11 protein-coding genes are annotated in these 14419 nt (G+C 73.1%); 3 read left to right on the top strand and 8 right to left on the bottom strand.

Annotation, left to right across the window (positions count from 1 at the left end; translation table 11 throughout):
- Positions 1–105: 105 nt before the first annotated feature.
- Positions 106–561 (top strand): Lrp/AsnC family transcriptional regulator, encoded by a 456-nt coding sequence (locus ACZ58N_RS34855; protein ID WP_389701377.1) that lies wholly within the window; start codon positions 106–108, stop codon positions 559–561.
- A 33-nt stretch (positions 562–594) separates the two neighbouring features.
- Here ACZ58N_RS34855 and ACZ58N_RS34850 read toward each other — a convergent pair whose 3' ends face one another.
- Genes ACZ58N_RS34850 through ACZ58N_RS34835 form a run of 4 tightly spaced genes read right to left on the bottom strand, consistent with a single transcriptional unit; the run spans position 595 to position 5346 of the window.
- Entirely contained in the window at positions 595–1860 is a 1266-nt protein-coding gene (locus tag ACZ58N_RS34850) for an MFS transporter (protein ID WP_471168375.1), read from the bottom strand.
- Positions 1844–3172: a condensation domain-containing protein gene (locus ACZ58N_RS34845; RefSeq protein WP_471168372.1), complete on the bottom strand. Its 1329-nt coding sequence runs from the start codon at positions 3170–3172 to the stop codon at positions 1844–1846. Before ACZ58N_RS34845 ends, ACZ58N_RS34850 begins: the two co-directional genes overlap by 17 nt.
- A 12-nt stretch (positions 3173–3184) precedes the next feature.
- Positions 3185–3430, bottom strand: coding sequence for a phosphopantetheine-binding protein (locus ACZ58N_RS34840; protein ID WP_471168369.1), 246 nt, complete (start codon positions 3428–3430; stop codon positions 3185–3187).
- Positions 3427–5346: an amino acid adenylation domain-containing protein gene (locus ACZ58N_RS34835; RefSeq protein ID WP_471168367.1), complete on the bottom strand. Its 1920-nt coding sequence runs from the start codon at positions 5344–5346 to the stop codon at positions 3427–3429. Before ACZ58N_RS34835 ends, ACZ58N_RS34840 begins: the two co-directional genes overlap by 4 nt.
- Positions 5347–5405: 59 nt before the next feature.
- Here ACZ58N_RS34835 and ACZ58N_RS34830 point away from each other — a divergent pair, with 59 nt between their 5' ends.
- Positions 5406–6137, top strand: a complete 732-nt coding sequence (locus ACZ58N_RS34830; RefSeq protein ID WP_471168364.1) for an HAD family hydrolase — start codon at positions 5406–5408, stop codon at positions 6135–6137.
- 8 nt (positions 6138–6145) lie between these two features.
- Here the strand turns inward: ACZ58N_RS34830 and ACZ58N_RS34825 are convergent, their stop codons facing one another.
- Genes ACZ58N_RS34825 through ACZ58N_RS34810 form a run of 4 tightly spaced genes read right to left on the bottom strand, consistent with a single transcriptional unit; the run spans position 6146 to position 13197 of the window.
- Positions 6146–7600, bottom strand: a complete 1455-nt coding sequence (locus tag ACZ58N_RS34825; RefSeq protein ID WP_471168362.1) for an SDR family NAD(P)-dependent oxidoreductase — start codon at positions 7598–7600, stop codon at positions 6146–6148.
- On the bottom strand, positions 7593–10088 hold the full coding sequence (locus tag ACZ58N_RS34820) for an HAD-IIIC family phosphatase (RefSeq protein ID WP_471168359.1): 2496 nt from the start codon (positions 10086–10088) through the stop codon (positions 7593–7595). Before ACZ58N_RS34820 ends, ACZ58N_RS34825 begins: the two co-directional genes overlap by 8 nt.
- Complete coding sequence (locus ACZ58N_RS34815) at positions 10088–11920, bottom strand: aminotransferase class I/II-fold pyridoxal phosphate-dependent enzyme (protein WP_471168356.1); 1833 nt, start codon at positions 11918–11920, stop codon at positions 10088–10090. Before ACZ58N_RS34815 ends, ACZ58N_RS34820 begins: the two co-directional genes overlap by 1 nt.
- Positions 11917–13197 carry an FAD-dependent oxidoreductase gene (locus ACZ58N_RS34810; protein ID WP_471168353.1) on the bottom strand — a complete coding sequence of 427 codons (1281 nt, stop codon included), beginning with the start codon at positions 13195–13197 and terminating at the stop codon, positions 11917–11919. Before ACZ58N_RS34810 ends, ACZ58N_RS34815 begins: the two co-directional genes overlap by 4 nt.
- Positions 13198–13425: 228 nt before the next feature.
- Here ACZ58N_RS34810 and ACZ58N_RS34805 point away from each other — a divergent pair, with 228 nt between their 5' ends.
- Complete coding sequence (locus tag ACZ58N_RS34805) at positions 13426–14394, top strand: glycosyltransferase family 2 protein (RefSeq protein ID WP_471168351.1); 969 nt, start codon at positions 13426–13428, stop codon at positions 14392–14394.
- Positions 14395–14419 lie beyond the last annotated feature (25 nt).

Below are 14419 nucleotides of genomic sequence, written 5' to 3'. Positions count from 1 at the left end.
GATCTCGCACAGACATTCCATTCACGGCAATGATAGAGAGATCTACGCGCAATGAGATTGCCTCTTCAACCCCACCCGTAACATTCACTGGGTGATAATTGCGCCATGGACGCGATCGATCGAGAAATCTTGCGCGAGCTCCAGAAGGACGGCCGGCTCAGCAACCAGGAACTCGCCCAACGAGTGGGGCTGACCCCCTCCCCCTGCATGCGCCGGGTCCGACAACTGGAGGAGGACGGGGTGATCCAGGGCTACCGCGCCGTCATCGACCCCGAGGCGGTGGGCCGCGGCTTCGAAGTACTGGTGTCCGTCGAGGTCCGCCGCGACCGCGCGGCCGTCGAAGCCTTCGAGGCGGCCCTCCAGGACATCCCCGACGTCATCGAGGCCTACCGCCTCTTCGGCAGCCCCGGCTGCCTCCTGCGCATCGCCGTCGCGGACCTGCGCGCGTACGAACGCCTGTGGATCGAGCAACTGACGGCCCTCTCCGGCGTCACCGAGGTCAACTCCCAGATCATCATGAAGCGCATCAAGGAACCCACGGGCCTCCCGGTCAACCGCTGAGACCCGTCGGATCGGCGCGGCGGCGGACCGCCGTCAGCCGACGGCCGCCTTGGGCTCCCCGGCCGACCCGGTCCCGTCCGGTCCGGCGTCGCCGTCGCGCCGGCCGGCCTTGCCCACGAGTCCCGCGGCCGTCGCGAGCCAGGCGAGCGCCTGCACGACCCCCGCCGTGGCGAAGAGCCAGCCGGGGGCCAGCTCCGCCGCCATCCAACCGCCCAGCAGCGAGGCGGGGAGGATCGCGGTGAAGGAGACGGCCCGGTTCACCGCGACGACCCTGCCCATGAACTCGGCGTCGATGACGGTCTGCCGGTAGGTGAACCAGCCCACCACGATCAGCGAGGTCGCCGCCCCGGCCAGGGCCCACGCGGGGGCGAGCACCCACACGTCGGCCGAGACGGCCGGCGTCAGCAGCGCCAGCGCCAGCGCGCCCATGCCGACGGACAGCAGCGTCCCCTCCCGGTAGCGCCTCAGCAGCCGCGGAACGGCCGCCGCGCCCGCGACCGCGCCGGCGCCCTGCGCCGCGACGACCACGCCGAGCACGAACTTCGACTGGTCGGTCGCCTCCGTGACCACGTACACGAGGTTCGCCTCGACGGCGTGCACCGCGAAGTTCGTGAGGGTCAGCAGGATGGTGCCCGAGCGCAGCACCGGATCGGCGAACAACAGCCGGAAGCCGGTCAGCAGGTCCGGGGCCATGCCCCGCACCGCCTCGCGCAGGGCCGTGGTCGCCCGGGTCACGGGAGAGGCCGTGGTCAGCACGATGAGCACGGCGGACAGCCCGAACGACAGCGCGTTGACGCCGCTGGCCGCGGCCGGGCCCAGGAAGGCGACGACGCTGATGCCGGCGATCGGACCGAGCATGTTGAGCAGGCTCTCCGAGCCCTGTACCCAGGCGTTCATCACCGGTCGGCGTTCGGCCGGCACCCGTTCCATCAGGAAGCCCTGGAACGCGGGAAAGTACAGCGGCCGCATGCAGGCCAGCACGAAGGCGGCCACGTAGACGGCGGACACCGGCGGGCTGTCCAGCAGGCACAGCAGGCCGATCGCCCCGACCACGGCGGCCGAGCACACGTCGCAGCGGATCATCAGGTTGCGCCGGTCGACGCGGTCGGCGACGACTCCGCTGAAGAGGCCGACAAGGACGAACGGCACGAATTCCAGCGCGTACGTGAACGCGGCGAGGAACGCCGAGCCGGTCAGCTGGAGGACCAGGACCGGCAGGGCGAAGCGGAACACCCAGTCGCCACCGGTGGAGACGATGAACGCCGCCCTCAGCAGCGTCTCGTCACGACGCTCGGACACCGCGGACCTCCAACGGCAGCAGCGGGTCGGCGACGACTTTCTCCAACAGCAGGACGAGCCGGTCGAGCAGCCCGACGACGAACTCCGCCGGCAGCCGGTCGGCCTGGTAGTACGCCGACAGCGACAGCGTGTCGGCGCCGGCCTCGCCGACGAGCATCAGTTCGCTGCGGGGGCGGAAGCCCTCGTCGGAGAGCGGGACGACGGTGGTCGCGGCGGGCGCGAAGTCGATCCCGCCGCCGTGGAGTTGGGCGTAGAGCATGTTGAGGACGACACCGATGGGGGCGTCGGGGTCGGCGTACTCGTCCGGGTTGAAGGTCTTCACCAGTTCGGCGAAGGGGATCTCCCCGTGCTCCTGCGCGTCCAGGCTGTCGCCGCGGACGCGGCGCAGCGCGGCCCGGAAGGTGTCCGCACCGGCCAGGTCCGAGCGGACGACCAGGAGTTCGGCCAGCGGGGCCACCAGGTTCTCGCGGCCGGCGCTCTCACGGTTGTAGACGTTCACGGCGACGGCCTGGTCGTCCTTGCCGGTGTGCTCGCGCAGCACCACGAACAGGCCGCACAGGACCAGCATGAAGAGTGTGACCCGTTCCCGGGCGGCGAACCCGCGGATGCCGGCGGCGACGGCCGGCGGGAGGTCACGGGTCTCGTAGCCGCCCTCCGGGGCGGCGCCGGCGGGACGCTTGGGAACGTCCAGGCGGGGTATCGCGCCGGCGCCTGCGAGGCGAGCGCGCCAGAACTCCCGCATCCGCTCGCTGTCCGGGCCGGTCAGCAGGTCGCGCTGGTCGCGGACGTGGTCCCGGTAGGAGTAGGCCACCGCCGGGAGGGAGGGCGCCCGGCCGGCGGCGAGGTCCGCGTACAGGGTGGAGAGTTCCTCCATGAGGACGCCGCGGGCCCAGCCGTCGACCACGAGGTGGTCGAAGACGAGGACGACGAAGTGGTCGTCCTCGGACACGCGCACCACGGCGACCCGCAGCCGCTCGGGCCGCTCCGCGGGCAGCGGCACCTCCGCCTCGGTCCGCACCCGGTCGAGGGCCGCCGCCTCGTCGCCCGCCGCGTCGAAGGTCACGGCGCGCACGACGACGTCGGCGTGCACGGTCTGCGCGCGCGGCCCCTCGAAGCGCGTGCGCAATGCCTCGTGCCGCTGCGAGAGCAGTTCCAGGGCACGGTCGAGCAACGGCAGGTCGAGCCGGCCGCGGACACGGTAGGCCTGGGAAATGGTGCGGACGGACGGCACGCCCAGGGCGCGGCCCCGCTCGTCCATCAGCAGCCGGCCCTCCTGGTAGCTCAGGGTGGGCAGGGGCAGGGGTGCGGACATGTGCGGTGGCTCCTAGACGGTTCGGGCTGCGGTGTCGGCGCGTTCGGCGACCAGGTCGGCGAACTCGCCGAACTCGGGGTGGTCGAGGACCTCGCGCATGGTGACCTTGACGCCCAGCGCCGCCTCCAGACGGGCCACCATCTGGGTGGCCAGCAGGGAGTGGCCGCCGAGCAGGAAGAAGTCGGCCTCGTCGTCGACGGGGATGCCGAGGACCTCGGTCCAGATCCCTCGGGTGGTCTCGCGTGCGGTCGTGCTCATCGGGACTCGCTCTCCCCGGCGCGCAGCCGGTTCCGGTCGGTCTTGCCGTTGGCGGTCAACGGAAGTCTGTCGACGACGACGTAGCGGGCGGGCACGAGGTGGCCGGGGAGCACGGCGCGCAGTCCCGCGCGCACGCTCTTGGCCAGGCTCCGGTCGTCGCCGGCGATGTAGGCGGCCAGGCGCTTGCCGCCCAGCGGGTCGGTCTCCACCAGGACGCAGACACCGCGCACCCCGGGCTGGGCCAGTACGGCCTGCTCGATCTCGCCGGGTTCGACGCGGTGGCCGTTGATCTTGGCCTGGCCGTCCTCCCGACCGAGGAACTCCAGGGAGCCGTCGGGTCGGAAGCGGACCAGATCGCCGGTGCGGTAGCAGCGGGTGCCCGCCAGCCGGCCGGTGGTGGGCACGGGGAAACGTTCCGCGCTCTGCTCCGGCAGGTCCAGGTAGCCGTCGGCGAGGCCCGAACCGGCGGCCCACAGCTCGCCGGGTACGCCCGGCGGCACGGGGTGGCCCGCCCGGTCCACGACGTGCACGCGGGTGCCGTGCACGGGGGTTCCGACGGGCACGGTGGGCGTGCCCTCGGGCAGGGGCGCGTCCAGCAGGTGGCAGCAGGTGAAGGTGGTGTTCTCGGTGGGACCGTAGCCGTTGACCAGGGACAGGCCCCGGTGGCGGGACAGGACGGCGTTCACGTGGTGCGCGGAGACGACGTCGCCGCCGGTGAACAGCCGTCGTACGCCCACGAAGGCCTCCGGACGGTGTTCCACCATCTGGTGGAACAGGCCGGCGGTCAGCCACAGCGCGGTGACGCCGCGGTCGGTGATCACCTCGGCGAGTTCGGCCAGGGTCAGCGGCCCGGGCGGGGCGATCTCCAGTCGGGCGCCGCGCGCCAGGGTGCACCACACCTCCAGGAGCGCCGCGTCGAAGGTGGCGGGGGCCAGGTGCAGGACGCGGTCGCCGGGTCCGAAGTCGAGGCGCTCGTCGTGGGCGAGCCGGGCGATGCCCCGGTGGGTGAGGCGTACGCCCTTGGGTTGCCCGGTCGACCCGGAGGTGTACATGACGGTGGCGGGCGCGGTTCCGGGCCGGGGGATCTCGGCGAGGGCGCCGGACCTCGGGGCGATCCCGGTGACCGGGAGGACCTCGCCGACCGGCAGGTCGACGGGGCCGGCCGCGAGGGTGAGGCGTACGCCCGGGCCCGCGAGCATCAGCCGCAGCCTCGGCTCGGGGTAGCCGGGGTCGAGCGGTACGGCCGTGGCACCGGCCAGGGCGACGGCGACCGTCGCGGCGACGGAGTCCGCGCCGCGCTCGAAGAGCAGGCCCACGGGCTCCCCGGGGCGCACGCCCCGGGCGGTCAGCGCGTCCGCGATGCCGGCGGCGCGGGCGAGGAGTTCGGCGTAGGTCAGCGTCGCGCCCGGCGAGGAGACGGCCACGGCGTCCGGCCGGCGGCGGGCCCGGTCGATGAACATCAGGTGTGCGGCGGCGTCCTCCCCGGCTCCTCCCCCGGTGGCGTCGGGCGCGGTGCGGGGCCGCGACCAGCGCGACAGGAGCGCCCAGTCGGCGTCGTCGACGAGTTCGAGCGCGTCGAGGGGGCGCGTCGGCCCGGCCAGCGCGGCGGCGACGAACCGGCCCGCGCGGGCGGCGACCACCTCGGCCAGGTGCGGGGTGACCTCCGGGCCGAGGACGAACCGCGCGCCGCCGTCGGGCAGGAGGTCCGCGGGCGGGGCGAGGGAGGGCGCGCCGACGCCGGCGCGACCGTCCGGGCCGTCGAGGCGGCAGATCCGGGCCACGAGCGCGGCGCACGCCGTGCCGAGGATCCGCTCCGTCGTGGTGTCCGCCGATGCCGCCAGGGCCCGCGCCGCGGTGACGGCCGACGCGTCCAGCACGATCGCCCGGACGGCCGATCCACTCTCCTTCAGCGACATGTCCAGTCCCTTCCCCTACCCTTTTGGATCTTCAGTGCGTTCGACCGAGGGAGCAGGCCATGACCACCCTGATCGTGTTCGACATCGACGGCACGCTGTTGCACAGCGTCTCCGCCCATCAGGCGGCGTTCCTCGGGGCGTTGGGCGACTGCGGGCTCACCGAGATCGACGCGCGGTGGGGCGGCTACCGCCATCACACCGACTCGTGGATCTTCCGTGAGGTGTTCCGCGCGAATGAGGGCCGCCTCCCCGACGCGGCCGAGACGCAGCGCTTCGCCGACCTGTTGCACGAACGTTTCGTCGCGGCGACCGCGGCGGACGGTGTGGAACAACTGCCGGGCGCGGAGGCGTTCCTGAAGCGGTTGGCCGAGGACGAGGCGTACGAGGTGGCCTTCGCGACCGGCGGCATGCGCGAGGTCACGGCGGCCAAGCTGGCGCCGCTGGGCGCGAGCGGTCCGGTGTCCACCGCGAGCGAGCACACGTACCGGGAGCACCTGGTGCGCGAGGCCGTCCATCGCGCGGGCGGCGACTTCGAGCGCGTGGTGTGCGTCGGCGACGGGCCGTGGGACCTGCGGGCCGCGGTGGCCACCGGCAGCCAGTTCATAGGTGTGGGCGCATCGCGCGCGCCGTTCGGCGACTGGTTCCCCTCGACCCATCTGTTCGGTTCGTTCGACGACGTCGACCCGGCCGGCGACTTCACCCTGTCCCCGCCGCCGAGGGCGGTCGACGCCGAGCCGGACGCGGACACCCCGTTCGCCGCCGGACCGGCCGGCTGCGGCTGCTGGCACTGACGGCACGCTCAGGCACCCGTCCGCTCGGCCACGGCACGGCACAGCCGGTCGAAGCGCCCCGCGCTCGTCAGGCTCGCCGCGGGCAGCCGGATCCCGAACTCGGCCTCCACGGCGAGCACGATCTGGATCTGGCGCAGGGAGTCCCAGCCCGCGGTGAGCCCGACGCCACCGCCGCGCACGTCCGCCGTCGTCCCGAGGACCCCGCGGACGGCGGTCTCGACCCGCTCCTCCAGTTCCGACGGACCCGACGGACCCGACGGCCTCCTTGCGGCATCGGCGGGCGCGCCGGCCGACGCCGCGGTCGCCGTCCCGGCGGCGGCCTCGGGGGCGCCGGACCCGGAGTTGCCGTCGAGATCGACGGTGGTGATCCCGTCGGTGGTCAGCCGGACCCGGCGGGCCGGGCCCCGGGTGTCGCCGATCTCGTCGGCGACGGCTTCCGCGACCTCTTCGGGCATCAGCGCGATCCCGGCGGGCCGGACGGCGGCCGAGTAGCGGCCCTGGACGTAGCCGGGTTCGACGACGACGGCCCGCACCCCGTACGCCCCGTGCCGGCGGTCGATGCCGCGCAGGACGCTCTCGGCGGCGGCCTTCGCCGCGATGTAGTCGGACCAGCCGCGCGGGTGGTAGCGGCCCGCCTCGGAGCCGAGCAGGACCACACTGCCCCGTTGGCGCGCCAGCATCCCGTCGAGCACGGCATCGGCGAGGTCGCGCAGCGCGGCGTAGCCGATCTCCAGGTGGTCCCGGTGTCCGGCGGCGAGCGGCGCGGCGGCCGCGTGCACGAGGGCGACGGGTTCCAGCGCGGCGAGTTCGGCGGCGGCCTTCGCCCGGTCGGTGGGCTCGGCCAGGTCGACCGTCAGGGAGTGCACGACGGCGCCGGCCTCCTCGCAGCGGCGTACGAGGTCCTCGGCCCCGCCGCGGTGCAGGAGGGCCAGGTCCCAGCCCCGGCGGGCCAGTTCGAGGGCGACGGCCGAGCCGATGTCCCCGGCCGCCCCGGTGACCACGGCGGTCCGGGCCTCGCCCGCGCGGATCAGCCGGCCACCGGTGGTGTCGTCGGGCCGGGGGCGGGGGGCCCGTACGGTCGTGCGGACCTCCCCGTCGAGGACGACCTCGCGGCCCTGGTGCGCGACGACCCGGCAGGACAGCACTCCGGTGCCCGGGCTGACCGCTTCCACCGTGAGGGAGTAGTCGACGGGCCGGTCGAAGGCGACGGCCCGCACGGGCCGGAAGGCGGTGTCGAGGATGACGGCGCCGGGCCCGGGGATGACCATGCCGATCAGCGCGGACACCGGTCCGAGCGCCATCACCAGGGGCACGATCGGGCCGTCGAAGCCGGCCTCGGCGGCGTGCTCCGCCTCGTGGTGGACGGGATTGTGGTCGCCGGTGACCGCGGCGAAGGCGGCGAACTCGGCCGCCGTGAAGGTGTGACTGCCGTGGGCCACGTCGCCCGGCTCGAAGTCATGCACGGTGGTTCTCCGCCTCGGTGTGGTCGATGACGCGCAGCCACGGGGGCGCGGTGTGGTCGCCGGTCAGGTCCAGGTGCCAGCTGCCGTCGGACCCGCCCGGGGCGAAGCCCGCGTCCGCGAACACCGTGCGGCAGGGCGCGTTGCGTTCGGTGGGCGTCACCCGCCCGGACAGCCGCGTGCCGCCGCGCGCCGCGGTGGCGGATGCCAGCCAGCCGAGGGCGCCGGCCTCCACGCCTCGGCCCAGGACCCGGCAGGACAGCAGGTAGCCGTCCACGGTGGTGTGCGGGCCCTCGTGCGAGAGCACCAGCAGGCCGAGGTCCTCGCGGGCGCTGAACCGGTCGGCGACGGCGAGGACGAACACGTCCGTGTCGGGCGCGTCGGCCAGTCGGCGCAGCTCGGCGCGGGTGTGGCGCAGCGTCGTGGTGTTGAACTGATTTGTCTTGGCGCACAGTTGCGCGGCGCGGGCCGCGTTGCCCTCGGTGAGGGGCGTGATGTGCAGTTCGGTGCCGAGGGAGGCGTAGAACTCCTCGACCCGGTCGAAGCCGCGCCGCCGGCGCTCCACCCGGTCGCGGGCCCGGTACTGCTCGGTGCGCCGCAGGTCTGCGTCGGTGACGCCGAAGACGGTGGTGAAGGGGTTGTCCAGCAGCGCGTCGGCGTATCCGGCGGGGTCCTCGGGGAGTTCGGGGACGACGACCTGCGGGAGGAACTCGCGGACGCGGGCCCGTTCCACCGGGTTGTCGTCGAGGAACAGGACGTTGGCGAGGCCCACGTTGAGGCGGTCCGCGATGTCGACGATGGCCTCCGCCTTGGGACGCCAGCCGATCTCGGTGGCGACGAAGTCCTCCTCGCGCAGTTCCATCGCGGGGTGCTCGCGCAGCGCGCGCAGGGCGAGGTCCTCGTCGTTCTTGCTGCACACCGCGAGGGCGATGCCCTGTGCGCGCAGCGACTTCAGGGCGCGCTGGAGCCGCAGGTGGGCGTTGCCGGGGTGGTCGGTGCCGATCTGGATGCCGTCGAGGCCGTCCTCGCCGAGGATGCCGTGCCACAGCGTGTTGTCGAGGTCGGTGACCACGACCCGCGCGGTGCGGCCGGTCACCGACAGGGTGAGTCCCCAGAACCTGCGGGCCAGGGCCCGGCTCATGGCAGCACCGTACGGGACCCGGCCGACCAGCCACAGCCGCTGGTCCACCAGCGGGCCGCCGCCGGCGCGGGCGATGACCGCGGCGGGCTCGACGACGTGGACGTGGTCGAGGTCGTCCAGTGCTTCGCGCAGCAGCCGGCCTGCCTCCCGCACGACCGGGGCGGCGTCCACCGCGTACGGCTGGACCTCGGCGAAGGAGACCACGAACACGGGCCGGTCCGTGGTCGCGGCGTAGGCACGCACCAGGTCGGTGTAGTGCTCCAGGGCGGCGCCGAGCCGCTCGCCGTCGACGGTGCCGGGTTCGTCGACACCGAGGACGTCCTCCAGCCGGTCGGTGAAGAAGCTCGCGTGCGGGCCGAAGGCGCGCAGAGCCGAACCCGGGTCGTGCACCTCTCGGCCGAGCGTCCCGTACTCGGGCACGTGCAGGGCGTACGGGGCGTCGCCCAGGACGTTCCGGGCCTCGGCAGCCATCTCGGCGGCCAGGATCTCCAGGTTGCGCGACCCCAGCAGGGCCAGCCGTACGGGTTCGGCCGCCAGCGTGCGGGCCCGGTGCTCGATGACGCGTGCCTCGCGCAACAGGGCCCACGGGTCTTCGGCCATCAGGGCGTCGGACACCCGCGCGAGGTCACGTGTGGAGACCGACTCGACGGCGGCGCCCCAAAGTTCGCCGGTGGTCATCGCCCCGTCGGCGCGCAGCCGGTCGAAGAGCGGGGTGAAGTCCAGGGCGGAACGCAGGGCGGTGTCGCGGACGATCATCTCCAGGTCGACGGGGACGGGCCCCGCGCCGAAGTCCGCCGTGCCGCTGACGGTCATCGGGTGCCGGTAGGGCACGGCGGCGAGTTCCTCGTAGCGGTGGACCTGCGTGCAGGAGTTCCAGGACGCGCCGAGGGTGGCGATCCGCGCGTCGTGGCGTTCGAACACCTCGAAGACGGTGCCGGCGCCGAAGGCGGTGTCCGGGGGGCAGGCCATCAGCTCGTCGGTGAGCGGGCCGGCGACCGCGAAGGAGTACACCGGGTGCGGGGTGCGGCGCACCTCGGGCAGGCCGAGGAACCACTCCACGAGGACGCCCGTGTCGGGGGCGGACGTGCGGTGGTGGTACTCCTTCGTGCGGCAGAACTCGAAGGTGACCGCGGGCAGCGCCACCGTGACCCCCTCGGCGACCAGCGCGCGCAACGCGGCGAGCAGGTCGCCGCGCAGCCCCCGCACCTCGGTGCGGAACGCGAACAGCGAGGAGTGCAGCACCAACAGACGGTCCGTGGGCGCCAGTACGGACCGCAGGGCGGCGTGGATCTCCTCGCGCCGGGACGCGGGCCCGGCCGACGGCGCGGCGGGCGGGGGCGCGGCGGCCATCAGGGGGCGCCCGTCGCCATCGGGGCGGGGCGTCCGGCGAGGACGGCGCCGAGGGCCGCGGTGAGCGCCGCGTTCTCGTCGGGGGTGCGGCAGGACAGCCGCAGATACCGGTCCCCGTCCGGCATGGACTTGCCCCCGCAGTCCTTGATCAGGATGCCGTGATCGGCGAAGGTGCGGCGCACGACGTCGAGGGCCGAGACGCCCTCGGGCAGCCGCACCATCACGTAGTTGGCGTCGGGCGGGTACACGTCGACGCCGGGCAGCCCGGCGAGCAGGGCGGCCATCGCGTCGCGGTCGTCGCGGACCCGGGCGCAGCTGGCGGTGAACGCGTCGCGGTAGCGGGGCAGCAGTCGCAGGAAGCACTCGGCGAAGCCGTTCACGTTCCAGATGGGCAGCGCGGCGCGGACGGCGGCGACGAAGTCCAGGTCCGCGGAGAGCAGGTAGCCCAGGCGCAGCCCGCCGATGCCGTAGACCTTGCTCATGCTCTTGACCACGGTCAGGCCGGTGAGTTCGGCGAGGTCCGGCTCCAGGCTGTGGCCGGGCGCACAGAAGTCGACGAAGGACTCGTCCACGACGAGGCGGATGTCGTGGTCGGCCAGGCGCCGGGCCAGGTCGACGAGGTCGGCGCGGGGGACGGCCATGGAGGTGGGGTTGTTCGGCGAGGTGATGATGACCGCGGCGACACCGGCCCGGCGGGCCTCCTCCGCGACCAGGGCCGCGTCCATCGTGAAGGCCGGGGCCGGCAGGTGGATGCGGTGGATGTCGGCCTCGTCGAAGACGGCCTCGTACTCGTTGAAGCCGGGTACGACGAGCCCGACCCGACCGAGCAACCCGCCCAGGATCTTGATCAGTTCGGAGGCGCCGTTGGCGACGACGAGCCGTTCGGACGGCTGGCGCACCACCGCGCCGAGCAGCCGCTGGAGCGCCTGGTGGCCCATCGGGTAGTGCACGAGCGCATCGCGGAAGTCCCGCGCGAGTTCGTCGACGAGCTCGGTCGGGGGGAAGTACAGGTTGTAGAGGAGGCGGTGGTCGACCAGGTCGTAGCGCCAGTAGCCGCCGTGCAGGTTCTCCAGCAGGGTGAGACGCTCGTCGGAGGCGGAGAACAGGTACTCGGCGGCGCCGTGGTCCGTCAGGTCGTCGACCTCGTACCAGCGCACCGCACCGCAGTCGACGCCGCGCACCGAAAAGCGTCCGGCGGTGACGGTGTCGGCGATGACCAACTCGTAGTAGGCGCCGTGCCCGCCGTCGGCTATCAGGGCCTCCAGCGCCGGTACGAACTCCTCGCGCAGGTAACGCTCGCGCAGCAGGTGCACGTTGACGGTCTTGAAGGTCGCGGCCAGGTCGAGTTCGGGGCCCTGCTGCGCGGGCAGCAGCATCTCCGCGACGGTGCCGTCCTCGCCGAGGGTGACGACGGTGCCGTTCATGGTCGGCCGGAACGGGGCGACGGCGGTGACCACGTCGCCCTCGACCCCGACGAGCGCGTCGAGGAGTTCGCCGTCGAAGACGACATCGCCCTCGACCAGGTACACGTCCTGGTCGAGGTGCTTGTGCGCCAGCCACAGCGAGTAGGCGTTGTTGGTGGTGCGGAACGCGTCGGACTCGATGTAGCTGACGTCCATGCCGGCGAAGCGCTCGCCGACGGTCGTGCGCACCTCGTCGGCGAGGTAGCCGACGACGAGCACGGCCTCGCGCACGCCGGCCGCGGCGAGGTTCTCCAGGGTACGGATCAGGATGGACTTGCCGGCCACCGTCAGCAGCGGCTTGGCGGTGTCGAGTCCGAGTCGGCGGCCCAGGCCGGCGGCCAGGACAACGGCCTTGGTGGGCCTGTTCATGCGTGGATCTCCCCCGTAGTCGTCACGTGGTGCAACAGGTCGGCGAGAACGATCTCGCCGATGTCGTGCTGGTAGAGCCACACACCGTCCGCCCGGCGGGTGTAGCTCGGCTCGCCGCCGACCTCGGCGGAGGGGGCGAGACCGGCACCGAGCCCGTACGCGATCAGGCGCGGGTGGGGCACTCCGTGGACGTCGACCAGGTGTCCCTGGGCGGTGACCTCGGTGCCGGTGGGGCCGGTCGCGGCGGTGAGGACAGAGCCGTCCGGGTGGCTCAGTCGCGGCAGGTTCGCCTCGAACCCGTTGGCCATGACGATGACGTCGGCCTCGGCGAGCGCCTGCCGGGCGACGTCCAGCGCCCCGGGGTCCCCGGCCCGGACCAGGCGTACGGGAGCGCGGCCCGGGCCCCGCAGGCCGAGGGCGGCGGCGGCGAGCTCGTGGGCCCGTCCGCGCAGGCCTCCGTAGCGGTTGACGCGCCCGTTGGCCGGACAGACGTCGAGGACCGGGTCGAAGGCGTAGCCGTCGGCCCGCGCCTCTTCGGCGCCGCTGTAGAAGAGCCGCAGGTCGCTGCGGTGGATCAGGGTGATCTCGGCCGCGTCGGACGCCAGCAGGTCGACGACGGACCAAGCGCTGTGCGAGCCGCCCACGACCACGGCCCGACCGTGCGCGGCGGGCAGTCGGCGGCGGGCATCGATGAACGACTCGGAGTGGAAGACCCGGTCCTGGTGCGGGGCCAGGCTCAGCCCGGGCACGACCTCCGCCCGGTCGAACCCGGCGAGCGGTCGGCCGCCGGTGGCGATCACGGCGCGGTGGCCCCGCAGCTGCCGGCCTTCGCCGGTGGTGATGAGGACGCCGTCGTCATCGGTGAGGCCGATCGCCTCGACCCGGTCGGCGACGTACGCGCAACGCGGGTGGTCCTCCAGCAGTGCGCGGACCACCGCGCCGAGGCGGGTGAGGAACGGCGCGACGACCGACAGCGGCGGATGCGCATCGGCGTGCCCGCGCAGCAGCGCCGTTTCGGGCAGGTCGCGCAGCGCGGCGAACGGCGAGTCGTCCCCGACGCCGTCCAGGCACTCCAGGAAGGGGCCGCCGAGCGAGTTCGCGCCGATGCGGTAGTGCGCGAGGCCACCGGGGCCGAGCGGTCCGGGCTCCACGAGGGCGATTCCCCGATCGAGGAGTTCGCCGAGCCGGCCGTTCCTCGCCGCGGTGACGATCGGTCCGAGTCCGGCGGGTCCGCCGCCACAGAATACGAAGCCGAAGGAGTTATCAGCAGACGGCAAGAGACTTTCCCCCAAGAAATGGACAACGGTCCGCACACAACCATCCGTCCATTTAGGTCGAATCAGGACGGAGAAGTGCGAACCGAGTACGGACCAAACCAAACACGCGGTGAACGAAAGGTCAAGACCTCAAGATCATTTCTGGACGGATCACCAAGGCTGGTTCGTTCGGGGCGGGTTGACGCCCCTGTGGTTAGATGACGCCCCACGAGTCGAGGAGTGTCGCGAATGGCCAGGGTCAGCGTCTGCGTGCCGGTGTACAACCGCCCGCAGGAGGTGGAGCGAGCGGTGCGGAGCGCCCTCGAACAGACCTATGGCGACATTGAAGTCATCGTCGTCGACAACGCGAGCACCGACTCCACGTGGGACGTCATCGCGAAATTGGCCGAATCCGATCCGCGCGTCCGGGCCTATCGGAACGATTCCGTGATATCGCGAGTCCGGAACTGGCGGCGGGCCGTGGAACTCGCCGAAGGCGAATACGTCAAACTGCTCTTCTCCGACGACTGGATCTCCCCCGAGGCCGTCGCCCGCTCGGTGGAGGTCCTCGATCGCGAGCCCCGCACCGGCTTCGTCTACACGGCGATGACATGGCACTACCAGGAGCCCGAAACCTGCTACCGCCGGCAGGAGGGCCCCATGGACTCCCTGGAGTTCCTGATCCGCTCCGCCACCGTCGAGGACCAGGTCCCCGTCAGCGCCTCCTGCACCCTCGCCCGACGCGCCGACCTGCTCGACGCCTTCGAGGAGGAACTCCCCAACCGGCTACCGTTCGACTTCAGTCACGGGCTCGGCCTCGACGGCACCCTCCTGTGGCGCATCGCGGACCGCTACCGGTACGTCCACCACCTCTCCGCCGACCTCGCGCACTCCGCCGACCCGCACGCCGGCGAACCCAACACGCGCCAGCAGATCGGCGCGGAGCAGCACGAGATGATGTGGTGGGCCTACCGCAACGCCTTCGCCCAAACCCTGCTGGCCTCGCGCCGCCCCGCCACCCACCTGCGCGCCCTGCGCGCGGCGCTCCTGGTCTCCTGCGTCCCGCTGCGCCCCACGGCCACAGCCCGCCGCAACTTCCGCCTGTTCCGCACGATGCTCCCGACCACGTGGTGGCGCATCACCCCCTGGGCCCCCGCGGTCCGCCCCCTGGTGACCCGCCGGCTGCGCGACCCCCTGGACCCGACGATCCCGCTGTAGGGGGCGGGACGGCGGTCGGGGCGGT

The sequence above is a fragment of the Streptomyces sp. NPDC040432 genome (assembly GCF_055595445.1).
This window is presented reverse-complemented; position numbering and strand designations above follow the sequence as displayed.

Excerpts from the sequence above, each read along its gene's own strand:
- ACZ58N_RS34830 (WP_471168364.1), top strand. The coding sequence starts at position 5,406 with ATGACCACCCTGATCGTGTTCGACATCGACGGCACGCTGTTGCACAGC.
- ACZ58N_RS34845 (WP_471168372.1), bottom strand. The coding sequence starts at position 3,172 with ATGTCCGCACCCCTGCCCCTGCCCACCCTGAGCTACCAGGAGGGCCGG.
- ACZ58N_RS34805 (WP_471168351.1), top strand. The coding sequence starts at position 13,426 with ATGGCCAGGGTCAGCGTCTGCGTGCCGGTGTACAACCGCCCGCAGGAG.
- ACZ58N_RS34840 (WP_471168369.1), bottom strand. The coding sequence starts at position 3,430 with ATGAGCACGACCGCACGCGAGACCACCCGAGGGATCTGGACCGAGGTC.
- ACZ58N_RS34835 (WP_471168367.1), bottom strand. The coding sequence starts at position 5,346 with ATGTCGCTGAAGGAGAGTGGATCGGCCGTCCGGGCGATCGTGCTGGAC.
- ACZ58N_RS34815 (WP_471168356.1), bottom strand. The coding sequence starts at position 11,920 with ATGAACAGGCCCACCAAGGCCGTTGTCCTGGCCGCCGGCCTGGGCCGC.
- ACZ58N_RS34855 (WP_389701377.1), top strand. The coding sequence starts at position 106 with ATGGACGCGATCGATCGAGAAATCTTGCGCGAGCTCCAGAAGGACGGC.
- ACZ58N_RS34820 (WP_471168359.1), bottom strand. The coding sequence starts at position 10,088 with ATGGCCGCCGCGCCCCCGCCCGCCGCGCCGTCGGCCGGGCCCGCGTCC.